Raw genomic sequence first — 25,458 nt, 5'->3', positions numbered from 1 at the left:
TTGGCAGTTCATAATGGCAGCCAGAAGTTAATAATTACTCCTACCAGCACTAAATATAGACCAATAACATTATTCTTGAATGTTGCGAATCCGAAGTCTCTTGGTACAGCAAGTGGACAATTTGATAGTCTCATTCTGCAGTATGCTCATCTGCGCGGGATCCCCCCACAGTTTATTAAAGCGCAAATAAGACAAGAGTCAAATTTTGACCCAGCAGCCTTTAGGTACGAACCCGTCTCCGTTGATTTAGCCTTATTTGGGAAAAATCCGGTTCGAGACAAAACGAAAGAAAAGATATTTGGGAAATATATAATCGGTCCCAAAAGAGACCTCAAAGCGATACATATTGACCTATTAAGACCCAGAAATCGATATGGAGTTTACTTGGGTTCATCACCAGTTCCGAGCGCCGTCCCAGCCAAATACGAAATGGAATACAACAACGGAAAATCTCTTCAAAGTACAGAACTGATGAGAATCAACAATGCGGGATACAAGGCAAAAAATAAGAATGAAACAACCTTTGACCGTCAAAACTGGTTTCTTGACCAAGGGAAAGTAGCCAAAGAGGAACTAATTCTTTTGAACTCAGGTCTTCGCGATCCGAATTCAAAATCGCGCTTTAGCCCCATTTTTGACTTTACTGCTCAAACAATCGTTGCTTCAAGCTACGGGCTAATGCAACCCCTTTATTCCACTGTATCAAACAAAAAATTTGCAAACTATTTAAATGCAGATTCTACAGGAAGAAATCCGTTGGACTTATTCTCCCCTCCAACAAACCTGCAATACGGAACCACCTTCTTATCTTTCGTTTTCAGAAAATCAAATGGAAACGAGAATAAAGAAAAAGCTTCTTTTGACTCTTTTACCGTCTTTAGAGATGCTTGGAAAAGAGGATTCATAATGTACAACGCTGGCCCTTATATCACACGTATCGATATTTCGAGCACGTCTTCATATGGTGCCAAAGTCTGGTCACACATTTCAAAATATGAACCAGTTGCAGCTAATCCATTTGTATCCAAATAGGAGTACGAAGTGACTAATTTAATTTTAGCTTCAATCATACTATTGATCTCCCAGCATGCATCTGCGCTTGTCCCAGACAAGATCCTGAGTGCAAATATTCCTGCTACACTTACAAAAGACCCAGAAACAGGAGCCACTCGAACCATAAATGACGGGGTTGTGGCCGACCAATTGTCAGTCAAACTTGATGGGCCAACTAAGCTGCCTTATGACGTTGTGCTCCTGAAGACAACAACACTTGACTGCAGTTTGCTTGTTTTTAAAGAAGGTCCGAAAGGAAGTTTTAAAAAGTATCCAGTTACTTTCTCCACAAGCTCGTCCATTCACTCATGCTTATCCCTTGAAACAAAGGACTTTAACCAGGACGGTAAGCCGGAAATAGTTGTTCAGATCCTTGATGGAAAAGAAATCGGAGCTCCCTCTATTTTTAGATGGGATGGTGCGAAGCTTATCGATTCGACTCCGACACAAACTGTAAATGGTGTTACGACTAAGAAACTTCGATCAGTGCTAATCACCGACAAACCCGTCCAGGGAAAATTGATGATCTTCGATTACTCCAACGACGGCAGCCCTACCAGAGTATTCGCTTTGACGGATAAAGGTCTGCAAGAGACCGGCTCCTATGATTCCATTAACATGGTTGGCAAATCAGTTTCAGGACTTTCCCTAAAGCCCTCCGTAAAGGACGGCAACTACACACTGACTATAACAAACGTTTCCAGCCATCAGCGTGCGGTAAGAGCGGAGATTTCCATTAACGGCAAAGTATTAGTTTTACCAAAACAGTTTTGCAAATCCCCAGCGCCGGCAAAACCTGATTCTGGCAAAGACGACCTTGATGACAAGAACGAAGATAAAATGAAGCGGTGTCTACCGAACAATGCGGTCACATCATCCTTAAATCTAAAAAAAGACGATGAACTGAAAATTAAGGTGTATGGAAGAGGCGATTCATTGATGCGTTTAACTTTGACCAAGTAGTAAACGGGCAAAAAGTCCAGCGATCCGCGTCACGCTTGCCACACTCAAAGCCCTTTTTAATCGATAAGGGCCTCCGGGCGGCTCACATTTGAATTTTTGAGGACATTGAGGCCCCCAAAAGGGGCTAAACTCATAAGGGAAATTCTATTGTCATGGGACCCCTTTTATGAGAACCAATTTAGATGTCTGAAAACAAAATTCGCAACGAAATTCATGTCTTTATCAACGGCGCTGAACACCGCATTTCTGGCGAAAAAGCCTTCCTTCCGCTAGCCCAGTATTTGCGCTATCACAGCTCCCTTCCCGGAACGAAAGTGGTTTGCGCTGAAGGCGACTGCGGCGCCTGCACGGTGCTTTCCGCAAAACTTGAAAACAACACGTGGTCTGAATTCCAAGCCATCAATTCCTGCATCGCCCCAATGTACCTTTTCGACATGGGCTCACTGGTCACAGTGGAAGGCCTTTCTGAACAGGACGACTTAAGCGAAGTGCAAAACAAGATGCGCGAATTCCACGGTGGTCAATGCGGTTACTGCACGCCGGGGATGGTGTGTTCGTTGTCTTCATTGGCAGAAAAAAGCGCGTGTTCTGGAAAAGCCATCACAGAAAAGAAAGCCCGCAACTTCCTGACAGGCAACCTGTGCCGTTGCACCGGATATGAACCGATTCTGGCGGCTGCGACAAATCTGGATCTTTCAAAATGGAAGTCCTTGTCTGCCAAGTATCTGACCGACAGTCAGAAGAAACAGTTCCAGCCATTGGTCACGGACTCTTTGATGATTGAAGCGGGCGCCAAGAAATTCACCGCCCCAGCAAACTTCCAAGTGGCAGCGGATCAAAAATCAAAATCTCCACAAACTCGCCTGGTGGCCGGCGCCACCGACCTGGGCGTTTTGCACAACAAAGGCAAAGCCTTCATGGATGACGTGATGAGCTTGCACAAGATCACTGACACCAGTGAAATCAAAATGACCGCTGACGGTGTCTGGGTCGGTGCCCGCGTCACCCTGACAGCACTGGAAAACTTCCTGGAAGACAAACTGCCAGAGCTTTCCCGCCTGTTGCGCATCTTCGCTTCACCGCAGATCAAAAACCAAGGCACTCTGGTTGGTAACGTCATGAACGGCTCCCCAATTGGTGACAGCATCCCCGCGCTTTTGGCACTGGATGCGGAAGTTCACTTACAGTCCACCAAGGGTCTTCGCAAAGTGGCTTTGCCAAAGTTTTACAAAGCCTACAAAGTCTTTGATGTCACTGCGGATGAAATTGCCACTGGCATTCTGATCCCGGTGCCGGGACTGGAATGGAAGTCCAAATTCTTTAAGGTTTCTTTGCGCAAAGACTTGGATATTTCTGCGGTGACCTTTGCCGCTTTGGTAAAAGTCGATGGCAATACCATCAGTGACGCTCGCATCGCCATGGGCGGTGTTGGTCCGACGGTGGTTCGATTAAGTGACATCGAATCCGCAATGAAGGGTCAGCCTTTCAGCGAGGATACTTTCACCCGCATGGGCGAAAAAGTGCGCACTCTGATCAAGCCTATTTCAGATCTTCGCGCCACAGATGAATACCGCCTGAAGGTCGCCGAGAATTTATTCAAGAAATGCCATATTGAACTTCAACAGGAAATGACAGCATGTCCGTAGGTCAAAACATCCCCCATGATTCTTCCCGTGGCCACGTCACTGGTGGCAGCGTCTTTATCGACGACCGCCCGATGATGGCGGGCGAAGTTCTGGTATTGCCAGTGGGTGTACCCGCTGCTGCCGGTCGCCTGAAATCAGTTGATTATTCCCAGGCCCTGAAATGCCGCGGCGTTTTAGCGGCCTTCACGGCCAAAGACCTTCACCACAATTCGTGGGGCACGATTGTTCCAGAACAACCGGTTTTAGTTGCTGACAAGATCGGTCACTATGACGAACCGGCCGTACTTTTAGTCGGCACTGACATGGAAGACCTGTTGCGCGCAAAAAAACACGTGCAATTTGAAATTGAAAAAGACAACGGTGTATTCACCATTGATGAAGCCATTAAACTGGATCGTTTTATTTATAAAGCCAACGCCTTCAAAGTTGGCGACGCCGATGCGGCGATGGCCAAAGCCCCGCACCGCCTTAAAGGCGCCTTTGAGTGCGGCGGTCAAGAGCACTTCTATCTTGAATCCAACGCCTGCATCGCCTACCCAATGGAAGACGGTCAGATCGAAGTTCACGCCAGCTCCCAGCACCCGACCGAAACCCAGCACGTGGTGGCTGAAGCCTTGGGCCTGAGCCTGCATGAAGTCGTCTGCATCGTTAAACGCATGGGCGGCGGCTTTGGCGGTAAAGAAAGTCAGGCGGCCCCGTTTGCGGCGATGGCAGCACTGGTGGCAAGTAAAATGAAACGCCCGGCTCGTTTGTGTTTGTCGAAAGACGACGACATGATGATGACCGGAAAACGCCACCCATTTAAGAACTACTACGAAGTGGGCTTTGATAACGACGGCCGCATTCTTTCCTTAAAGGCGCATCTTTATGCCGATGGGGGTGCTTACGCCGATCTATCTAGCTCAATTCTGGATCGCGCCATGTTCCACATTGATGGTGCTTACTATCTGCCAGCCGCTCACATTGAAGGTTCGGTGGTTCGTACCAACCTGTATTCCAACACCGCTTTCCGTGGTTTCGGTGGTCCGCAAGGGACCATGACCATTGAAAGCATCATCGAAGACATGGCCCTGCACTTGAAAAAAGATGCCTTGGCCATCCGCGAGCTGAATTGCTATCAAAAAGAACATAACAACGTGACCCACTATGGTCAGGCCCTGGGACACAACCCCCTGCCCGAACTTTTTGCCGACCTTAAAAAGTCATCAGACTATGATAAGCGCCGTCAGGAAATCGACGCTTTCAATGCCAGCAGCAAAACTGCTGTGCGGGGCTTGTCCATGACAGCCACCAAGTTCGGCATCGCCTTCACCGCGCGCTTCCTGAACCAAGGAAATGCTTCAGTGAACGTTCATAAAGATGGCACCGTGCAAGTTTCCACCGGCGCCACCGAAATGGGTCAGGGTGTGAACACCAAAATCCAGCAGGTCGTGGCTCACGCCTTTGGTATTCCTGCCAACGACGTCAAAGTCATGGCAACCTCGACTGAGAAAAATCACAACACTTCACCAACGGCGGCTTCCAGCGGATCTGACATCAACTGCGCGGCAGCCTTGAAGGCCGCCGTCGGCATTCAAAAACGTCTGGCGTGGTTGTTCCAGAACATCATGGCTGGCACGCCGATGAATGATATCGCGGAATGCCCGCCTTTGGACGAATCCCAATTGAAGTTTGAAGAATTCCATTTTGAAAACGGACTTCTGACCCATAAGCCTTCCGGAAAATCCATGACTTGGCTGGACGCGATCAAACAAGCCTACTTCAACCGTCTGTCATTGGGCGAATACGCTCACTTTAAAACCGAAGGCCTTGGCTTTGACAAAAAGACCAGCCAGGGAACTCCATTTAAATATTTCACCAACGGTGTTGCCGTCAGCGAAGTGCAGGTGGATCTGTTCACCGGTGAATACAAGGTTCTTCGCACCGACATTCTGATGGATCTGGGCCGTCGAATTAATCCGGGCATTGACAAGGGTCAGGTCACGGGCGCGTTCGTTCAAGGCATGGGCTGGGTGACTTCAGAAAAGCTTTTCCACAATAAAGATGGAAAGCTTTTGAGCCACTCCCCGACCACTTATAAGATCCCGAATGTGCAGGACACACCAAGGGTCTTTAATGTGGAATTCATTGAAAACCACGAGAACCGCGAAAACGTCCACCGCTCTAAAGCCGTGGGGGAGCCGCCGTTCTTGTTGGGGATCAGCGTATGGACTGCATTGAAAGACGCCGCCAATGCCAAAAGCAAAGGTCTGATTTCTGCCCTGAAGTCCCCGGCCACCCCGGAAGAAATGCTGATGGAGATCGCCCGTCATGAGTAAAATGAACTTTGAAGACTATCTATCCGCGATGAAGTCCCTGCAGAACTTGGGAAAATCCTTTGTCAGCGTGACTCTGGTAAAACAAATAGGCTCGTCCCCGCAGGAAGTGGGAGCTCGCGCGCTGGTGTCGGCTGACGGCCTTGAATTTGGCACGGTCGGCGGCGGTAAAGTTGAAAAACGCGCCATCGAAGAAGCCCAGAAGATGATCCGCGAAAAGACCCATCACCACTATGCCGACTGGAATCTGCAAAAAGATATCGGCATGACCTGCGGTGGTGTTGTCAGCTTCTTTTTTGAATTCTTTGAATACAATCACCCGTTCAATATCTGGGTGTTCGGTGCCGGACACATTGCCCAGGAACTGGTGCGCCTGTTGATGCGTCTGGATTGCAAGATCACTTGCGTGGACCCACGCCAGGAATGGATCGAAAAACTTCCGACCTCTGCCCGACTGAAAACTCTTTGCACTGACGACATGAAGGGTCTTGTTGCCGGCATCCCGGAAAAGTCCTTTGTGACTTTGATGACAATGGGGCACGGCACAGACTTGCCTATCTTGGTGGAGGTCATGAAACAGCGCGATCGTTTCAGTTATGTCGGCAACATCGGCAGTGATCAAAAAGCCCGCCGACTGCGCCAGGACCTGATTGATGCCGGCATTGCACAAGAGTCACTCGACAATTTCCACTGCCCTATGGGAGAAAGCTTCGGCACGAATGCGCCAGTGGAAATTGCCTTCAGTATTGTGGCGCAGATTCTAAAAACAAGGGATTTGGTTCTATGAGCTTAAACAACAAGAAAACCCAGAAGATTGCAGCCGACCTACTGCCAGTCCGCCTGTCGCAGGCGCGCGGCGATGGTACTTTGGATTTGCTGATCACGAATGTGCAGATGCTCGATGTGATCACGGGTGACATCTATCCGACCTGCATTGCCATTGGTGGCGAACATATCGTCGGCGTGGGCATGGAATATCAAAGCCAGTCCGCCCGCCGCATCTGGAATGCAGAAGGTGCTTTTGTGACCCCGGGCTTTATTGACGGTCACTTGCATATTGAATCCTCGATGATGTCGCCTTTTGAATTTGAAAAAGCGACATTGCCATTGGGAACCACCACAGCGATCTGTGATCCGCACGAAATCACCAACGTACTGGGCGGCAAAGGCTTTAGCTGGTTCTTGCGTTCTTCCGAACTGATGCACCAGAATCTTTTTGTACAGATGTCTTCCTGTGTTCCGGCCCTTCCGGGTTTTGAAACCACGGGCAGTGATTTCCCCCTGGAAGAAATGAAATCCTTCAAGGATCATCCGTCCGTTTTGGGTCTGGCGGAAATGATGAACTTCCCGGGCGTGATTCATGCCGATAGGGATGTTCTGGCTAAAATTGAAGCCTTTGATGATCTGAACATGGATGGCCATGCACCCCTTTTGCGCGGCAAAGCCTTAAATGCTTACCTGCTGGCGGGAATTCAAAACTGCCACGAAACGGTGACTTTGGAAGAAGGCCGCGAAAAACTGCAAAAAGGCATGGGCCTGATCATTCGTGAAGGCAGCGTTGCAAAGAACCTGCGCACCCTGGCTCCGCTGGTGAATGAGTTCTCGTCACCACAATGCCTGCTTTGCACAGATGATCGCAATCCTTTTGAAATTGCGCACGAAGGTCACATCAACTACCTGATCAAAGAACTGATCAACAAACACGGCGTGGCCGTGCATGTGGCGTACCGTCTGGCGACTTATTCCGCCGCGCGCCACTTTGGTCTGAAACGTCTGGGACTGGTGGCTCCGGGCAAGAAGGCCGATCTGGTCTTCTTGAAGGACTTGAAAGCTGTCGACATTCAAGAAGTGATGATCGGTGGTAAGTTTGTTTCTGAATTAAAACTTCAGGATTCATTGCAGGAAAAACTGCAGACGTCCCAACCGCCTCTTGAAAACACCATGAAGCGCGCGCCGTTGACGGAAAAAGAACTGACTCTGAATCTGCTGCCGGGTGTTTACAACGTGATTGAAATCGTGCCTCACGAAATCATCACTCAACATCTGACCGTTGCTTTTGACGGAAAGAACTTTGCTGAAAGCGATGTTCTTTACATGGCCAACATCGAACGTTATGGCAAAGGTTTGCCTCCGGCTCTGGGCCTTGTAAAAGGCATGGGGCTAAAAAGCGGTGCCTTGGCCAGCTCGGTGGCCCACGATTCACACAATATCATGGTCATCGGCACCAATCCGGCAGATATGGTCCTTGCTGTGAATACTTTGATCAAAACTGGTGGCGGCTTTGCCGTGGCTGATCAGGGTGAAATCAAAGCTTTGGTGGAACTGCCGATCGCAGGTCTTCTAAGTCTAAAGAGCGCTGAAGAAATCAAAGATGGTATCGCGGACCTTAAAACTGCCTTCCGATCCTTGGGAGTCCATTTAGATGAGCCGTTTATCCAAATGGCGTTCCTGGCTTTGCCAGTGATTCCGACATTGAAGTTGACCGATCGTGGGTTGGTGAATGTCACAAACTTCAGCTTCATTCCATTGCAAGTTGAGGCTTAGGTCCTTGAAGCAATTACTCAAAAGCCCCTTTCTGACAGAACGGGGCTTTTTCTTCTCGACAGTCCAGCAAATTCCGTGATTCATTCGGGGTGATTTCTTATCAGGAGGTCATCATGTTTGAAACATTATGCGCGATGCTTGTGCCCTTTTGCATTCAAGCTTCGGATCCTGCAACCGACAGCTTAAAAAGTTACAATATTGATCCCAACAGCATCACCATTTCCGGTGTTTCCTCGGGCGGCTTTATGGCCGTGCAGATGGATGTGGCGTATTCGTCGGTGTTTTCCGGGGCCGGGGCCGTTGCGGGTGGTATTTACTGGTGTTCTGAAGGCGAATCCAAAAAAGCCCAGTCCCAGTGCATGGGAAATCCTGACAAGATCGACAGCCGCCTGATGATTGAAAAGGCGCTTGAGCTTTCTTCCCAAGGCGCGATTGATTCCCTCGAAAACCTCAAAGATCACCGCATCTATATTTTCGCCAGCCCCAAAGATTCCGTGGTGAAGCTTGGCAATAGCGACAAGCTGATCGAATTTTACGAAAGCTTTGTTCCTAAAAATCAAATTCATCGCGTGACCACTCCGGAAACCGCTCACGGCTTCCCGACTCTGTCCAGTGGTGGCCCCTGTTCCATGGCGGCCCTGCCGTGGCTTTTGAAATGCAACTTTGATACGGCCGGTGACATTCTGTCGCATATGTATACGGATTTAAAACCGCGCGGGACAGCCGTGGTGGAAAATCTGCACAAGTTTCAACAGACAGATTTTGGGGACAGCAAGACACCGCTTTATCGCGATGGCTGGATCTATGTGCCCGAAGCTTGCGAAAAACGAGCTTCCTGCAAGTTGCACGTGGCCTTGCATGGCTGTCAGATGAATCCGGATTTTATTCAAGACAAGTTTGCCACACAGGCTGGATACAATGACTGGGCTGAAAGCAATAACATCGTTGTGCTGTATCCGCAGTCGGCCCGCGACAGCCGCGGAAATCCTTATGCATGCTGGGATTGGTTTGGCTTCACCGGACCTGATTACGTCAGTAAATCCGGTGCACAGATGTCGGCTCTGATGAAAATGATCGAGCGCGTGCGCGGACTTTAATCCGCGCTTTCCGGGAACTCGGGTTCTTCCACGTTTCTCATATGATCTGCCAGGCGCAGCAGGGAATGCAACAGTTCGCTGCGCAGTGGTTCTGCAATTTGCAGTTCATCAAATGCCTGCACCATGCATATCATCCACTGATCGCGCTCGGACTTTCCGATCTTGAACGGAAAATGGCGCATACGCAGTCTTGGATGCCCGTATTTTTCCACGAACAATCCCGGGCCCCCCAGCCAGCCGGACAAAAACATAAACAGCTTTTCCTCGGACCCTTGCAGGTTCCCCGGATGCATGTCGCGAATGCCTTTGGCTTCAGGAAGGTTGTTCATGATCTCATAGAATCTTTTGCACAGTTGGCGCAGGACCTGTTCGCCACCCAGCAATTCGTAGGGTTTTTTCTCTTCAGACATTACAAGAACTTACTACTCCCGGACCAAAGTGGCAACTTGCTTCAAGTTGAGACATCTTGAGACTTAATTGAGCGCGAGATTTCTTCAGATTCCCTGTGAAAAAGCCGATAAATTCGTACACGCCGTGGAGTCTAAGTTCATGAAAAAATTAAATATTCAGCACGTCACTTCGATCCTTTCCATGCTCTTCTTTTTGAGCGCCTGTGATCGTATGGCTGTGGAAGACAGCAAAGTTTCTTTGAAGCTTCCCAAAACAGTTTCCGGAAAAGCCGGTGCCCAATCCGTTTCAACACTGAAGCATATTGCCGTGCAAGTCACCGCTGCGGATATGGCCGAACCCGTGACTTTGATTTTGGATTCCCACGACAGTCAGGCACTTCCCTCTGAAGTGACCCTGGAAATCCCATCTGGCAATAACCGTCTGATTCAAGTGCTTGCGGCGTACGGCACCGGAAGCAACGACGACAATGCGATCATCTACTATGGCGATGTGACAAAAACTTTGATCGGTGGAACTGATACTGCGGATGTGCCGTTGGATAATCTAAGCGGCACTCTGCCTGAAGAGGAAGGTCGCATTTACGGCCGTTATCTGACGGCTGCGAATCAGGGGCCGTCCGGCGAATTAAAAATGGTGTACCGCCCTGCTGGCAAACCCGGCATCGTGGTGGACCGCCGCTTCATTCTGGGTGGCTGGTTTGAAGCCACCGTTTTCAAAAATGTGGCTGTCGACTATGTTCTGCCTGATGGATCTCTGCTGGGAAATCAGTGGACTGTTGAGTCCCTGCCGGTTTCCAAACACCTGCTGCGCCTTCGCATGCCCGCCCATTCAGAAAGAAAATGGGAAAACAACACGAACAACTGGCGTGACCGCGGGGTTGAAAACAAATTTCTTGGATTCTTCGCCGCGCAAACATCGCTGTTGGATGATAAAAAAGTCTGCTCATTCAGCAAAACCAGCAAGAACAATGGTGATGTCTATTTCGGCAACAAGTACCTTGGCCCATCAATCCTGAATGTAATGCCAATTAAGGCTTTCTTTACCGGCACAACACCGCAGACTTCTGCAAACTTTGCTTCAATCATCGGGGGCATGGATATCAGCGCCTGCTCCACCCTGCCGTTAACAGAGGAATTCAGCCGTTATCTTGTTCTGGACAACTCCAATTATGGCAATGAATTGTGGGAATCGTTCGAAGGCCTTTCCGGTTATCGCGGCGGACAGGCCGCTTTCAGGGAAAAATCAATGGATGGTTTGACGACCTATCGTAACACCGTCAAGCAGGGGGCAAATTCCAACGGCCCTTACTTCGAGGTTTCGCTTTTGCCAGGCCTGAAAGATTCGATTACCAGCTACCAAATTTACAAAGCCACTCAAGGTAGTTATGCCCCGATGGGTTATGACAACCGTTGTGAGCCCTCTGAACTGTCCAAACAAGGCTGGATACTTCTCAGAACAAATGCCCTGCCGGCGGGGGCCGGTGACTTCGTCCGCTTCACGCCTGGTAACATTGGCTTCACTCTGGATCCATACACCAGTTATATGCTATGCCTGAGCAAAAACAATATCCCCTTAGGTTCGCAGATTCCGTTCGGCAGTTGGGCCTTTACTGCGTCCCCACCTGAAGGCATGAATCTGATCCTGGCGGGGAATCAGTTCAATCAAAGCTCTCAGCCAGTGGTTCATGAATGCCGTCGTATCGAAGTGGCTCTGACCACCCCTCAGGGGAACATCGTGAATGCCAACGGGGTCACAGCGACTCTCAGCGCACAAGGCCAAGCTGTACTTTACACGGATGCCACCTGCAGCACTACGGCCGCCTCTTCATTAAGTATTTCATTGCCGGCTGGAACTCACTTCACCTCGGTCTACACTAAAAGTGCCACGCCCCTTTTATATAATGTCAGTATCGACAGCAACAGCGCAGGACTGAATCTGCCGCCGCCACTGCCTTTTTCAGTGGTGGATGCTCCAACAACTGTCAGCCACCTGGACATGGTGATGAATTCCTCCCAATGGTATTCAGGCACCCCTGCAGAAATGAAACTTTTCAAAAACGGATGTTTCCCAATGATGGTGCGCCTGACCAACGCCGGACTGTCCGTAGATACTTCAGGGACGGTGAATTTCGCCTGGTATAAACTGGATGGCACCACCGCCTACACTCCACCCACTGGCACTCGCCTGGTGAACAACTGCACCAGCAAATCCCCGATAAGCCAGCTTTCATATAGTAACTCGGCCATTGCAGAATTCGCCATCGAAGTCGGCGCTGAAATACCTGCGAATGCCTCTTTGAAAGCCGATGGCTTCGGATTTTCTGCAAAGATTGCCGTCAACAATTCTCCACTGGTGCACCATTTGGCGATCCGCCTTGCGGGTGGTTCCACTTCAACTCCGGCTGTTGGATCCTGTCAGGCTGTGGAATTTGTCGCCAAAAATGCATCTGATCAGGATGTCGCCGTTCCTGCCGGACAAGTTGTAAGCTTTATACCGACAACGATATACTATCCCGGCAGCTCTGGAACTCTGGTCGAGTTCTTTGACAGCAGCAGTTGCAGCTACAACTCAAATAACTACGGCATTGCTGCCGGTGAAAGTGTCAAGACCATATACATGAAGGCAAAAAGCCCTCAAATGGCGGAAATCACCTATCAGTCCGAACACACCGAACGCACTCATGGCTACAACTCGGATTTGATCAGCAAGCTGACCATCAATCCGGTGGTGCTGCCTTTGCTTGTTCCGGTACCGGATCCAGTCGTTTTGGTTGGTAACACCGTCACACTTTACGTCCAGGGTGGTGTGCCCCCGTACTCGATTCAAAAGATCTCAGGTGCGGCAAGCCATTACTACTCGGAATACGGCAGCACGCTCAATGTCACAGCCGAAGGAATTGGAGCCATTCAGCTGTCAGTTACGGACAGTATGGGAATTGTTTATTTAGTTAACTTAACAGGGCAATAAAAGAATACGCAGCATGAAAACAGAAAAGATCAGCATCCTGATTGGCATCACCGTGTCGGCGCTTTTTATGTGGTTTGGATTCCACTATTTCAAATATGTGGACACCCCGGCGATTCAGCGCCCCTACAGCCCTTTCCTAGAGGGAATTGAGGTTCTGGACCTGCGCTTTAACGACATCAAATACAAAATCCGTCCGCCTTCACAAAGTCAGGCCCCAGTGGCCCTGATCGCGATTGACGACGCATCAGTGCGCGAAATCGGCCGTTTCCCGTGGAGCCGCGAAATGGTCGCGGAGATGACTGACAATCTGTTAAAGCTAGGTGCGAAATCCGTCAGCTTCGATGTCATCTTTGCGGAACCTGAAACATCCAACCCACAAGCGGACACCGCTTTTGCCAAGGTCATCGCTGACAATCCGGATCGCATCGTTCTGGGTACTTTTAGTGAAAATCTGGTCGACTTCAAACCCCACCAGGATCTTTGTGTGGCAGAAGCATTCCTGGCCACCGGTGGCGACCAGCTGGTTAAAATCAATCCCAGCTTTGCCATTGATGAAGAAACTCACGCCATCGACGATCTGAATTGGGCGCCGCTGTTCAGCACCCTGTTTCAAACCATTCAGGATCGTGAACAAAATGACCTGCTAAAAAGCCTGGGTAAAAAATCCCCTGAAGAGCTTTCGACTTTTCAAAAGAACAATCTAAAAGCCCGTCAATCCATGGCGTTATTTGAATATTGTAAAACCTGGCTGACCAAGCACGACATCTTCCTGTCACCAGAAAATATCGGTCAGGTGGAAACCCTTTATCATGACGTCGTGGCCGAAGCGCCAGATTTGAAAAATCTGAAATTCGAAGACCTGCGTTCACGTATTCGCAAATCGTATAAAACCCATCCGATCCCGCAGTATGGCGAATGGACGCCGAACACCCTGGAACTGCAAACACCCGCGAACTACACCTCAAGCTTCATTGCACAGCTGGATGCCGATGGTTACGTTCGTCGCTATCCCCTGTTCTTCCGTTCAGGCCACAAATTGGGCACCAGCTTCATTCCTTCCATGGCCCTGCAAAGCTTTCTGCTATCCGGCACTTACCGTGCTGAACTGAAAATGGCCACGGCCAAAGACGGCGAAAAAAGTCTGGATCAATTTAATATCTATGACACCTCCAAAGAACCGGAAGTCAAAATCGCAAGTTACCCGGTGGATGGTTCTGGCCAGCTGTTGATCAACTATTATGGCCGTCAAATGTCTTTGCCTTATGTTTCCGCCAAAGAGCTGTTCAATGACGAACCGACCGTCAAAGTCACCACCAGTGTCATGAATCAGGAATCCAAACAGCTGGTGATTGAAACCAAAGAATACGACAAGAAAGAATTCTTCAAGGACCGCAGCCTGATCGTGGGTGCCACTGCCGTGGGCCTTTACGACTTGCGAAACACGCCCTTGGAAGCCAACTATCCAGGACCTGAACTGCATCTGACCATGCTGGCAAACCTTTTTGACAAACACTTCCTGAAACAGTGGAACCAAGAGGCCCAATGGCTTCCGGTGGTGCTGTTTGCGGGTGGGACCGCCTTGGCCGTCGCCTGGGCTTTGCTGGGATCACTGTCATCCCTTCTGGGCTTTGTCGTCTTCATCCTTGCCCTGGGGGCCTTGGATCTATGGCTGTTTATCAAGAACAACTTATTGGTTCATTCCTTCCTGATTTATGCCTGTGCCTTTGTGGGCTTTGGTGCGATTCAGGTCTTTAAGTACTTCACTGAAGAAAAGAAAAAGAAAGAACTTAAATCGACCTTCTCTAAATACGTGTCTCCGGCGGTCGTGGATGAACTTTTAAAAGACGCCGCGAACTTGAAACTGGGAGGCCGTCGTGAGCGCATGACGGCGTTCTTCTCGGACGTCCGTGGATTCACGACGATTTCAGAGAAACTGCCGCCCGAAGAACTGTCTCGCGTGCTGAATCTGTATCTGACACCGATGACCGACATCGTCTTTAAGAACAGCGGAACTCTGGACAAATACATGGGTGACGCGATCATGGCCTTCTTTGGTGCCCCGGTAAAAGACCCGAATCATGCGGCCCACGCCTGCCGTTGTGCTTTGGAAAGCCTGGTAAAACTGAAAGAACTGCAAAAAGAGTTCTCGGACAAGGGACTTCCACACATCGATATCGGGATTGGCATCAACACCGGCGAAATGAGCGTGGGGAACATGGGCTCCAACATCGTTCAGAACTACACGGTGATGGGTGACTCGGTAAATCTGGCGTCCCGTCTTGAGGGAATTAACAAAGAATACGGCACTCGCATAGTGATTAGTGAATTCACGTACAAAGACGTCAAAGACACCTTCACTGCCCGGGAAATCGACCGCGTGCGAGTCAAAGGAAAGCTTGAACCCGTGCGCATTTTTGAACTGGTGTGCGAGGGCACTGCCCAAGACAAAACCGCGGAATTAATGACATCGTTCCAGTCAGGATATGAACTGTATCATCAAAAACGCTTTGCCGAAGCCAAAGAGGTCTTTGAAAAAGCCCAACGCAACTGGGGCTCGGAAGAACCCGTCAGTGAGCTTTATATCGAACGCTGTCAGGAGTATCTGGATTCACCACCACCGCAGGACTGGGATGGTGTTTACGTCATGAAAACAAAATAAAAAAAGCCACCCTCGGGGTGGCTTTTTCGTTTCTACTTACCCAGAATGCTGTGGGTGAAGGTGAATAGGCTTGTCACTACAAACTTGTTATAGTCGTAAGAATCCTCGTCGGAATCCCCCACATTGTACTGCAGGCTTAAAAGCATATTCACGTTGCGCTTAAGGTCCTTGTTAAAGGCTGCTGTCACAATCGGGTTCGTGTCAATGCGCGGGCTTGTGGCTTCGTCATAGTTCTGACTGGAATACTCGCCACGCAAGCTGCCATTGAACTTCCACCAGGCCGGGAAGGCATAAGTCAAACCCAGGGCCGAGCGTTTATACCGATAATTACGGCCTTCCGCCTGATTGATAATATAAGACGCATCGAGCGTCAGGGACTTTTCGCCTTTCAGATCCAGAATCCACGTCGGCAACAGGGTAAATCCATAACGAAGAGCCGTCTGGTCATCATCCCCTACTGAGGTCGCCAGCAGTGAACGTTCATGGGACACATCCAATCGCCCCGCCATCAGGACATCACTTTGAATCGGCGCGGACAAGGTCGTATTCACACCCAGGGAACTGATGGCCTCTTTACGTGTTCCGCCCGTCGGGCTCATAAAGATGCTCTTATACGTTGGCACCAGTTCCCAATTCAAAGAGCGCTTGGCATATTCAAACTCTTTATGGAACGGAAGGCTCAGGTCTATCTGCAAAGGATCCGCTGTCTGCAAGGTGGCGTTGTCTTTAAAGCTGGTGTCGGTGCTGTAGTAATCAGACACCCCGAGTTGAGTTCCAAAGTCCGAAGTCGGCGTGCGTTTCCAAATGGCAAGGGCACTGGCACCAAAATTCAAACGATACGCCTTCACATCTGTGCTGACGTTATTTTCTGCGACATTCAAAACGTTACCGTCATAGATCGCGCCAATAAAGCCCGTAAAACGGTACTTCTCTTTTTTGCTTTCATAGAAGGACTGCATTTTGTCGATCTGAGCCAGCAGGTCTTCGGCCGCACGGTCCATCTGTGGGTCCTGGGAATTATCCAGAACGTATTCCATGCTGGTGCGAGCTTCCGGGAACTTCTGCTGCTGCATTTCAATATTACCGGCAAAGAACGACGCCGTCGGGCTTAAGCCCGGATCATTTTCAGCGCGGATTTCAATCAGCTCTTTGCGGGCCTTGTCATAATCCTTCAGTTTCAAGTGATTCAGGGCCACGTAATAGCCTTTTTCCAAGGACATTTCCATCGGCACATCGGCCATGGAAAGAGTCGCCAGGGACTTGTTATAGTTTCCGACCTTGTACAGGGTCACACCATAACGATAGTAGTAGGAATCGTTTTCCGGATCCAGTTCCACGGCGGCAGCGTATTTCTTTTCGGCTTCCACATAGTTCTTTTGGGCATAGAACTTGTCGGCTTCTTTCACCTGGACTGTGGCCTCTTCTTTTTTGCGTTTTTTCTCTGCCGCACTCATTGCCGTCTGCTGTTCTAGCATGGCCGCACGTTGTTTGGCCTGTTCTTCCTCCAGCATTAGTTGGGTCTTCTCCTGAACTCGCTTCTGCTCGCGATCCTGCTTTTCCAGCTTGCGGATATTCTGCGGAGACATCACCTGCGCTGTCGCTGTGGGCTTAGCCACCAGCGTTTTCTCGTTGGCAGAAGCATATTTTGCCAACTCGTCAGCGGACTTGAACAGGACAATTCTTTGCACGGTCCCACCCGGAACGGCGTAAGCATAGTAAGGCGGTTTGCCTGGTGCTGAAAATTCCAGAACCCGCGGACGGTTGTCCCCGATAAAGAACTGAATGATAAAGAACCCGGTCAGCGGACCGCCGGCGCCGCCGCGGCGATTCAGCATCACCTGGGCCATTTTGCCCGATTCACTGTCACGCACGCGCAAAGGACGGGCGTCAGCTCCGCCCTCTCCGTCTTGCAATTCAATTTCCAATGATTGTGTCTGAGAGATTCGTGCATCCAAAGCATAAGCTGAATTCACGATCAAGGTGCCTGCTAAACCCAAAGCTGCCAGTTTCATACGCTGCATTCTCGATGGTTGAGGTGTTTGTTATTTCGGACGAGGTGTAATGACGACCTTGGTTTTGCCGTTGATCGCACGATTAACATCCTTCAACGTGTCCTGGGTCGGAGCCTTCACCACCGTTGGCGGAGCCACCACTGGGGCCGCAATCGGCTTGATTTCCTGAGCCATGCCCAGATCCATGTCCTTACTGTCGATCATCGAAGTCGGAGCAGCAGGTTTATCGGCACCCGCGGCTGGCGCTTCCGAAGCGACATCACGGTTGTTGTCAGCTGATCCAGCTGGAGCAGCACCGGCTTCCGCCGTCAATCCTGCACCTTCTGTCGGTGCTGACACCGCAGAGGCAACGGATTCGCCGTCAATTTGTTTCATTTCTTCTTTAGGCAAAGCTTTTGGAGGTTCCGGAGCAGCATTCGGAGCGGCTGTCGTCATCTCACCTTTTTTTACAAGTACTGGCGCGCCCACCATTTTACCCTGAGCGTTCACTGCCGCCAGACTGACCGCCCCTTTGAAGGTCACAATGGACGTCATCTGAGTTTTTACATCAAACCCCGCCTGGAACTGAGTTCCGCGCACACCCGCGACCGCTGTCGGAGTTTTGATCTGGAACTTGCTCTTTTCACCATCATAGGTTTGCTCGACATTACTGCGGATCTTACCGCCGGAAAGTTTGATCTCGACGTTCTTTTTGCCAGTGGCAGCGTCGTTCTGATATTGAGTGATTTCAATTGTCGTGTCCGGGCTCAGATTCAAAACGTTTCGATCGGACATCACAATTTTGGCGCGGGAATCAGCGGCAGTGACGACCTTGTCGCCCTCATAAACTTTCGCACCCACTTTGGCAGGAGCCGTTTTTCCTTCGGTGTGAATTTGCACTCCGCCCTTCACTACCATAAAGACACCATACATTTTGTCAGCGGCATGAACTTGAACGCACAATAAAAAACAAACAAAGCCAACGACTTTAGCCATTTACGCCATCCTCTAATTGTTAAGTACCTCTATAGTTTAGATGAGAATTTCTTGGATTAGAAAAACACTTTGTCACCCGTCTCGGTTTTAGACTGAGGTCTCAGATTCAACACTGGACGATGGGCGTGTTCTGTAATGTTTATTTCAAGTCAGAAATTTCCCAGACCCATTCAGAGATTTTATTGAACGCCTGAAAGTGGGACGTGATTTTCAGTATTTAGAGCCCCTGACAAAAAGCCGACAAGAACTGTATGAAAAAACATCATGTTATTCTGATTATGGCTCTTTGGGCGCTGACGGCTTGTGATCGTCTTTCCTTGGATGAATCATCCAAAGTCAAGATCACCTTCCCCAGCACACAATCCTTGTCTTCCAAAGTCGAAGCCATGACCAGCAATGGAAGCATTCGCCCCGTGCCAACAGGCTTTACCGGTGATCGTCCGATCAACTGCTACATCATTGGCGCCAGCGGCCCTGAAGCTGCCATGCGAAGAAATGTCTGCACTCGTGACGATGGCACCATGACGCCTAAATTTATTGGCGAATGGGTTGGCGGCGTTCCTGCCGGAGGCTCCATCACCATGGATGTCACTTCCGGCAAAGACCGCGTGATTACCGTCGTAGGCTTCTATGCTCCAGAAGGAACGTGCAAAGACTTTAAAGGCACCTCGGGTCCCGGTGATGCTTTATCAAAGCCTTATATTTTAGGTGAAGTGGGCAAGCTGCTGTTGACGGCCGGTGAAGAAAAGAAAATCGACATCGATATCACTTATGATCCGGAAAAATGGTTTGATTCCTGTGATGGCCCCGACTTCCCGGATGACGGCCCGGGCGGTGGCGGCAGTGTCATCCCGACGGTCCTGGCAATTCAAAAGGACTACTTCCCGCCAAACACGCTGACGACTTACTCTTGCAGCAGCTTTGGCGTTTCATTGCGTGATGCTCAAAACCGTGAAGGTTCCTTACCCACGGATACCGTGTTCTCGGTATCCGCCAATGGATCGCCGTTGGAAGTCTATCAGTCTTTCAATGAGTGTCATCAGAACATCGGCGCTTATGGCAATGCGGTGATACCGGCCGGTCAGTCATTTAAAGACGTTATCGTGAAGGCTCCGGACACTCCGGGGGCACTGGTTATCGCCACGACTATCCTGTCTTCATCTGCGGTGCTTAGTACTCCGACAGCGAATTTCCAAAATGTCGGTTCAGGAGACAAAGGCTTTGACCTTGTCGGAGCACGTTCTATCCTTCCGGACCTTTGTTATCCATTTACAATCAAACGCCGCTATGTCACTGGAACTGACGAATACAGTTCTTCACCAGCCATGATCACACTGGCTCCGTCCAGCGGCTTGACCGTCTATAGCGACTCCAGTTGTGTGACATCAATCACATCTACAACAATTTCGGCTCACACCTATGGCACAAACGTATTCCTGAAAATGACCGGAGCCCAGGGGCAAAACACCCTGACCATGTCGGGTTCAGGATATCTGTCACTGACCCAATCCGTTTACCGTGGCGGCGGTACGAACGTGCCTTGGGGCTTTGAAGTGCGTGGACACCGCGATGGACCAAGCCGCGGCCAGTGTTACAATTCAGCGTACGAGGCCGTTTTGGTGAACTCCCAGCACACAGCCGTCATGGCTCCGACTCAGATGCCGGTCGTTCTGGGATCCGGTAATACCGAGTTTTACAACGAGAGCAGCTGCATGACGACGCCCAGCCCGAACCTGACTTTATACGGTGGCAAGTATTCCCTGCCGTTCTATATAAAAACCATGCAGCCGATCAACCTTCCGTTAAGCGCTAGTTCTCCGGGACTTAACAACGGTGTTTACAACATCAATGTTCGTGGTCCGCTTGCGATGGGTGCTGAAAACATCAATGTCTCCCCGTTCAACGGAGCCTGCGCGAAAGTTCCCTATGGCACTTTCTGCTGGGGCAATAACAATGGCGGCCGTATTCTAAATGGTGCTTCCAATATCCCGGCTTATGTGAACCCTGCTGGTGTTGACTGGAGCTATATCAAAATGGGTGCTGACTTTGGCTGCGGACTTTCCATGGCCGGTGACATCAAGTGCTGGGGGCAGAATGCTCAGGGGCAGGTTGGTAACGGTTCGACAGCAACTGTCACTTACCCTGAAGCACTGGCTGGCGGCGACTATTACATGCAAATGTCCGTCGGGAACATGCATGCCTGCGCGATCACCAATTCAAATATTTTAAAATGCTGGGGATCCAATGGTGCCGGCCAGCTGGGCGACGGAACGACTGCTTATCGCAGCTCTCCGGTCATCGTGGATGCCGGGACCACCTATAGATTTGTCTCTACCGGTTCTTCACACACTTGCGCCATCACCACCACCGATCAGCTGAAATGCTGGGGTAACAATCTGGGTGGCAAACTGGGGAATGGCTCAACGTCTTCTTCCCTAACTCCGGTCTTGATTGATTCTGGAGTTCAATACGCCACCGTTTCTGCCGGCTCAACGAGCACCTGTGGAATCACCAATTCCAGTAGCTTGAAATGCTGGGGTGAAAACAGCTTTGGCAACGTCGGGAACGGAACCTATGGAAACAATGTCACATCCCCAGTGGTTATTGATCCGGGTTCAACTTATACGGCCATTTCCGTCGGCGAACAAATGGCCTGCGGTATCGACAGTGGCCTGGTGAAGTGCTGGGGCTTAAATAGCAACGGCCGACTGGGGCTTGGGCCCGCAGCGGGAGATCAATCCGTACCAACTGCGGTTTCAATGCTTTCAGCCTGGGGCACCCCGATTCAGGTGTCCACCGGATCCGGAACGACCTGTGCCAGCACTTCCAGCCGTGTCGTCTGCTGGGGTGAAGGTATGGAAGGTGAACTGGGTGTGAACACACCGATGAACGCCAGCACTCCTATGGAGCTGATCTATTAAATTTTGCCCTGTCCACTTTCTGGACAGTCCGGCATTTACTTCATCCCATGCCCGGCGCAGTTGATATTCCGCCTGTGAATATGGAAACTGCCCGGATCACAGGGGATGAGCTATGTTAAGACCTCACATCATCGGTGTTGCTGGCGGCAGCGGTTCCGGCAAAACACATTTCGCCAAAGAACTGCAGCAGCTCTTGGGTGAAGACAACTGCTCGATCATCTATCAGGACAACTACTACATTGATCAATCCGCAAAGTTTGACGGTGATGGGGGCTCGGTGAACTTTGACCACCCTTCCAGTCTGGATTTCGGTCTTTTGGCTGAAGGACTGCGCACGCTGAAATCCGGGCAAAGACTGAATATCCCCATTTACGATTTCGTGACCCATTCCCGCAAAAAAGAAACCCTGCTGGGTGAACCCAAGAAAGTTATTATCATCGACGGCATCTTGATTCTGCATTCCCTGGAAGTGCGCGCAGAACTGGATGAAGCCATCTTCTTTGACACTCCAGAAGAGCTGCGTTTCGAACGCCGCCTGAAACGTGACGTGCACGAACGCGGAAGAACTCCGGACGGCGTGCGCAAGCAATTCGAACTGCAAGTTCGCCCAATGCATAATCAGTTCGTGGAGCCTTCCAAAGACCACGCCCACACGGTGATCAAAGATCTGGGTGATTACAGCCAGGCACTGCAGATCTTCCGTCAGAAACTATCCCAAAACTTTTTGCAGTAATTGAGACCTGACATCCAACTGGACCCGCATCGGGTGACAGTTGGCAGGATTCGCAAGCCAGCATACCCAACAAGCCAGCCCACCCCTACCCTGATTTCACAAGGGGGCCCCGGGTGAAATCAAACTTTTCACGACGATCCTTTCTGAAGTCATCGCTTGCCGCCAGTGCATTGGGCTTTTTTCGCAGCGAACAGGCCGAAGCCGAGCCCAAAACCCAGAACGTCAACCTGACCATGAACTACACGCGTCTGGCCGATTCCGCAGCCGAACTTGAAAACTTTTACGAAGTTCTGATCATTGGTTCCGGCTACGGCGGTTCGGTGATGGCGGCGCGACTAAGCCGGCATCACCAGGTCACCATCTTAGAACGAGGGCGCGAATGGGTCCCCGGAGAATTTCCGGAAACATTTCAGCAAATGAAATCCAACCTTTGCTGCGAAACCCATCCCCTGGGACTTTATTCCTATCACACCCATCGCGACATTGATGTCATGTGCGGCAGTGGCCTTGGTGGAACCTCCTTGATCAATGCGGGTGTCGTGATTGCTCCGGATCGTGAAATGTTTCAGAAAAAAGGCTGGCCGGAAGAAATTCAAAAATCAGCCCAAAAGGGCCACTTTGAAAATTTCTATCAACGCGTTGAAAACATGCTTAATGCCCAGTCTTACGACCCCAGTCGCATGCGCATTCATAAAGCCAACAATCTAAAAAACAGCAGCGATGAACTGGGAGATCCTTTTCATTGGGCTCATATCGCCGTCAACATTCATGGCAGCCATCGCACCCCGCTCGGGGACCGTCAGCCCAAATGTCATATGTGCGGAAACTGCAGCACCGGATGCAACACCGGCGCCAAAAACACCCTGAACATGAACTACCTTCCCCTGGCCAAAAAAAATGGCGCCCGCATCTTCACCCAGATGCAAGTCAGTCATATCGAAAAAAACCGCCAGGGAAATTATCTGGTCCGTGGCACGCGCATCAGTGGGCGCGAAAAAAAGCCCTTCAGTATTGAAGCCCGCAACGTGATTGTTTCTGCGGGAACCATGGGTTCAAATCAGATTTTACTGCGTTCGCAGAAATGGGGGCACCTGCAGATGTCCCCTCTGCTAGGGCGGCATTTTTCGGGCAATGGTGACTTGCTGGGCCTGGGCTTCAACGGCCGTCAAGCCACTGACATGCTTGGCAACAGCAGTGCTCGCATCTATCGTCCGGACATGATTTCCGGCGCGACTATCTATGGGATCGCCGAATACCGCCAGCGAAAGAATATTTTCGAACGCTATCTGATTGAAGAAGGCAACATTCCCGGGGCCCTGGTACAAATCGCCAGACGCCTGACCACTTTTGTCAAAGCCCAGACATCGCCGTCAAAAATCTACCGGGCGTGGATTGATTTTATCAACAGCAAGGATGTGGAAAAAGGTTCGCTGAATCATTCTATGGTGTATTTCGGAATGGGCCATGACCGGGCCGAAGGCCGCCTGCAACTGGATCACGCCAATCGGGCCGTGGTTCACTGGCCGGGAGTACAACAAGATCCGATCTTCAAGCGCATGATCGCCAAAATAAAACAGCATGTCGCGGTCAATGACGCCACCTACGTCAAAAATCCGCGATCAACAATTCTGGGCGGCAACAACCTGATCACAGTGCACCCGCTTGGAGGCTGCGGCATGGGTGATTCAGTTCAGACCGGTGTCGTCAATCATCTGGGGCAGGTTTTTCACCGGGACGGATCGCTGTACCCGGGATTGTTTGTCATGGATGGATCAGTGATTCCAACAGCTGTGGGCGTGAATCCACTGTTGACGATTTCGGCCCTCGCAGAAAGGGCCGCGGAAAATATGGAGCTGCGCTAGCGCATCACCGAACTTGCGGTCGCGGCAGTTTCGTTGATCACACGCTGGGAAATCGCAGGATCCCGGCCAAAATATCCAAAGGCACGCAGTTGATTGGGACGAACAATATTACGGCTGGTGTTAGAAAGATTCCATGAACTTTTAAACACGACCGCTTTAAATTCATTCTTCCAGTCAAATTGCTTGTAATTGGCTTCACCCCACTGGTGAGCCATGTTCGCCAGATGGCAACTGGCGCAGTCCAAAGTGCCGGGATTATGGCGTTCGGGATTTTCGTATTCAAACACCGTGGAAAGCATCTCTTTCACCTGGGCTTCTGAATAAATTTTCTTAAAGCGATATGAATCACTGGCAAGTTCGGCAAAAGCTTCATCCGCAGGCTCTGTGACATCCGGCCTTGGAGTCATGCCCCCGGTGAAAGTCTGAAACTGAAAAGACGCCTGCGTGACCGCATGGGTCTGCCCGCGCACTCGCGGAATATTCATGACTTTAGGCGCCCCGTTCACGATATCAAAGCCGGAAAAGATCCAAAGCATTTCGTTGGCCATGACATTCATAGCGGTCATACGAATCAGATTTTTTTCTCCGCAATGCTTTAACAACAAGGCGCGCAGGTATTTCCAATACGGCCCCTGCAGCCCTTCAGACTTCAGGCGAGGATGAATTTGCAAGGCATCTGTGGCTTTCCCCGAAGACAGCTTTTGCCATTCTTTCCAGATGCCAGTGAACGCGGTTTCATCAAATTCATAAAAACTATGTATGGCCGCATCCCGGGTGGTTACGCCGTCCGTATCTTCGATCACAGGCTGCCACACCAGACGAATCTGGCGACGGCATGGCAAAGGCCCCTCTCCTTCGACAAAGCAGGGATCAATACGGACGGCTACCACCTTCAATTGGTCACGCCATATTTTAAAGTTTGGATGTTCAGGAACCAGCTGAACGATTCCCTGAAAAGTTTTAAGCGAAAGCAGCGGCCCCTGAGCGCCACTGGAAACCGCAGACAACTGCAACGCTTCATCAGCACTGTCAGGAAGCGGCAGCAGAATGGATAGATCATTCAGGCTTAAAGCCGCCCGGCATTCCCCGCCATAAAGCAGTCCCAAAGAAAGCAAAACTGTCACAATTGTCTTCATGGCGAGGTCATCGCAGAGCCCTGCTCAGATATCAATTCCCAAGTATCAAATGAAAGCGAAATGAGCCCTGTCTTGCGCGTTTTTTGAGCATTTTCTTTCCTATTTGCCAAAGCTCTGATGCAATTACGCGGAATTTGCCGTATCCTTGTGGAAGATACTCAAAC

The 25,458-nt window shown here is 50.3% G+C and carries 16 protein-coding genes; 12 read left to right on the top strand and 4 right to left on the bottom strand.

Annotation, left to right across the window (positions count from 1 at the left end):
• From AC04MQ_RS09530 to AC04MQ_RS09500, 7 genes are all read left to right on the top strand, one after another.
• Window positions 1-1,032 carry a lysozyme family protein gene (locus AC04MQ_RS09530; protein WP_475391964.1) on the top strand — a complete coding sequence of 344 codons (1,032 nt, stop codon included), beginning with the start codon at window positions 1-3 and terminating at the stop codon, window positions 1,030-1,032.
• Between the two features lie 9 nt (window positions 1,033-1,041).
• Complete coding sequence (locus AC04MQ_RS09525) at window positions 1,042-2,016, top strand: hypothetical protein (RefSeq protein ID WP_475391963.1); 975 nt, start codon at window positions 1,042-1,044, stop codon at window positions 2,014-2,016.
• Between the two features lie 182 nt (window positions 2,017-2,198).
• A complete protein-coding gene (locus AC04MQ_RS09520; RefSeq protein ID WP_475391962.1) occupies window positions 2,199-3,662 on the top strand; it encodes a xanthine dehydrogenase small subunit in 1,464 nt (487 codons plus the stop codon).
• Window positions 3,653-5,980: a xanthine dehydrogenase molybdopterin binding subunit gene (gene xdhB, locus AC04MQ_RS09515; protein ID WP_015091668.1), complete on the top strand. Its 2,328-nt coding sequence runs from the start codon at window positions 3,653-3,655 to the stop codon at window positions 5,978-5,980. The genes AC04MQ_RS09520 and xdhB overlap by 10 nt, the downstream gene beginning before the upstream one ends.
• Complete coding sequence (gene xdhC / locus AC04MQ_RS09510; RefSeq protein ID WP_235046120.1) at window positions 5,973-6,764, top strand: xanthine dehydrogenase accessory protein XdhC; 792 nt, start codon at window positions 5,973-5,975, stop codon at window positions 6,762-6,764. The genes xdhB and xdhC overlap by 8 nt, the downstream gene beginning before the upstream one ends.
• On the top strand, window positions 6,761-8,521 hold the full coding sequence (adeD, locus tag AC04MQ_RS09505) for an adenine deaminase (RefSeq protein ID WP_015091670.1): 1,761 nt from the start codon (window positions 6,761-6,763) through the stop codon (window positions 8,519-8,521). The genes xdhC and adeD overlap by 4 nt, the downstream gene beginning before the upstream one ends.
• A gap of 113 nt (window positions 8,522-8,634) precedes the next feature.
• Entirely contained in the window at window positions 8,635-9,618 is a 984-nt protein-coding gene (locus AC04MQ_RS09500; protein ID WP_475391961.1) for an extracellular catalytic domain type 2 short-chain-length polyhydroxyalkanoate depolymerase, read from the top strand.
• Here AC04MQ_RS09500 and AC04MQ_RS09495 read toward each other — a convergent pair.
• Entirely contained in the window at window positions 9,615-10,028 is a 414-nt protein-coding gene (locus AC04MQ_RS09495; RefSeq protein WP_015091672.1) for a group II truncated hemoglobin, read from the bottom strand. The two genes, AC04MQ_RS09500 and AC04MQ_RS09495, sit on opposite strands and share 4 nt — an antisense overlap.
• 139 nt (window positions 10,029-10,167) lie before the next feature.
• On the opposite strand from AC04MQ_RS09495, the gene AC04MQ_RS09490 reads away from it, so the two are divergent.
• Window positions 10,168-12,996, top strand: coding sequence for a hypothetical protein (locus AC04MQ_RS09490; RefSeq protein WP_015091673.1), 2,829 nt, complete (start codon window positions 10,168-10,170; stop codon window positions 12,994-12,996).
• A gap of 13 nt (window positions 12,997-13,009) precedes the next feature.
• On the top strand, window positions 13,010-15,655 hold the full coding sequence (locus AC04MQ_RS09485) for a CHASE2 domain-containing protein (protein ID WP_475391960.1): 2,646 nt from the start codon (window positions 13,010-13,012) through the stop codon (window positions 15,653-15,655).
• Between the two features lie 32 nt (window positions 15,656-15,687).
• Here AC04MQ_RS09485 and AC04MQ_RS09480 read toward each other — a convergent pair whose 3' ends face one another.
• Window positions 15,688-17,667 carry a tetratricopeptide repeat protein gene (locus AC04MQ_RS09480; RefSeq protein WP_475391959.1) on the bottom strand — a complete coding sequence of 660 codons (1,980 nt, stop codon included), beginning with the start codon at window positions 17,665-17,667 and terminating at the stop codon, window positions 15,688-15,690.
• 30 nt (window positions 17,668-17,697) lie between these two features.
• Complete coding sequence (locus AC04MQ_RS09475) at window positions 17,698-18,642, bottom strand: FecR family protein (protein WP_475391958.1); 945 nt, start codon at window positions 18,640-18,642, stop codon at window positions 17,698-17,700.
• A gap of 251 nt (window positions 18,643-18,893) precedes the next feature.
• Here AC04MQ_RS09475 and AC04MQ_RS09470 point away from each other — a divergent pair, with 251 nt between their 5' ends.
• The 3 genes from AC04MQ_RS09470 to AC04MQ_RS09460 all read left to right on the top strand — a co-directional run bounded on the left by AC04MQ_RS09470 (window position 18,894) and on the right by AC04MQ_RS09460 (window position 24,158).
• Window positions 18,894-21,563 carry an RCC1 domain-containing protein gene (locus AC04MQ_RS09470; protein ID WP_475391957.1) on the top strand — a complete coding sequence of 890 codons (2,670 nt, stop codon included), beginning with the start codon at window positions 18,894-18,896 and terminating at the stop codon, window positions 21,561-21,563.
• 112 nt (window positions 21,564-21,675) lie between these two features.
• On the top strand, window positions 21,676-22,296 hold the full coding sequence (gene udk, locus AC04MQ_RS09465) for a uridine kinase (RefSeq protein WP_475391956.1): 621 nt from the start codon (window positions 21,676-21,678) through the stop codon (window positions 22,294-22,296).
• A 113-nt stretch (window positions 22,297-22,409) separates the two neighbouring features.
• Window positions 22,410-24,158, top strand: coding sequence for a GMC family oxidoreductase N-terminal domain-containing protein (locus AC04MQ_RS09460; RefSeq protein WP_475391955.1), 1,749 nt, complete (start codon window positions 22,410-22,412; stop codon window positions 24,156-24,158).
• Here the strand turns inward: AC04MQ_RS09460 and AC04MQ_RS09455 are convergent.
• A complete protein-coding gene (locus AC04MQ_RS09455) occupies window positions 24,155-25,294 on the bottom strand; it encodes a hypothetical protein (protein WP_475391954.1) in 1,140 nt (379 codons plus the stop codon). The genes AC04MQ_RS09460 and AC04MQ_RS09455 overlap by 4 nt on opposite strands.
• Window positions 25,295-25,458: the final 164 nt, after the last annotated feature.

This window comes from Bdellovibrio sp. MYbb2, from assembly GCF_056175685.1.
Note: the sequence above shows the minus strand (reverse complement) of the source record. Positions and strands in the feature narration are given on the sequence as shown.

Bases quoted from the DNA above. Each gene is read 5' to 3' on its own strand.
- AC04MQ_RS09500 (WP_475391961.1), top strand. From the start codon at position 8,635: ATGTTTGAAACATTATGCGCGATGCTTGTGCCCTTTTGCATTCAAGCT.
- AC04MQ_RS09455 (WP_475391954.1), bottom strand. From the start codon at position 25,294: ATGAAGACAATTGTGACAGTTTTGCTTTCTTTGGGACTGCTTTATGGC.
- AC04MQ_RS09495 (WP_015091672.1), bottom strand. From the start codon at position 10,028: ATGTCTGAAGAGAAAAAACCCTACGAATTGCTGGGTGGCGAACAGGTC.
- adeD (WP_015091670.1), top strand. From the start codon at position 6,761: ATGAGCTTAAACAACAAGAAAACCCAGAAGATTGCAGCCGACCTACTG.
- udk (WP_475391956.1), top strand. From the start codon at position 21,676: ATGTTAAGACCTCACATCATCGGTGTTGCTGGCGGCAGCGGTTCCGGC.
- AC04MQ_RS09520 (WP_475391962.1), top strand. From the start codon at position 2,199: ATGTCTGAAAACAAAATTCGCAACGAAATTCATGTCTTTATCAACGGC.
- AC04MQ_RS09485 (WP_475391960.1), top strand. From the start codon at position 13,010: ATGAAAACAGAAAAGATCAGCATCCTGATTGGCATCACCGTGTCGGCG.
- AC04MQ_RS09470 (WP_475391957.1), top strand. From the start codon at position 18,894: ATGAAAAAACATCATGTTATTCTGATTATGGCTCTTTGGGCGCTGACG.
- xdhB (WP_015091668.1), top strand. From the start codon at position 3,653: ATGTCCGTAGGTCAAAACATCCCCCATGATTCTTCCCGTGGCCACGTC.
- AC04MQ_RS09490 (WP_015091673.1), top strand. From the start codon at position 10,168: ATGAAAAAATTAAATATTCAGCACGTCACTTCGATCCTTTCCATGCTC.
- AC04MQ_RS09480 (WP_475391959.1), bottom strand. From the start codon at position 17,667: ATGAAACTGGCAGCTTTGGGTTTAGCAGGCACCTTGATCGTGAATTCA.
- AC04MQ_RS09475 (WP_475391958.1), bottom strand. From the start codon at position 18,642: ATGGCTAAAGTCGTTGGCTTTGTTTGTTTTTTATTGTGCGTTCAAGTT.
- xdhC (WP_235046120.1), top strand. From the start codon at position 5,973: ATGAGTAAAATGAACTTTGAAGACTATCTATCCGCGATGAAGTCCCTG.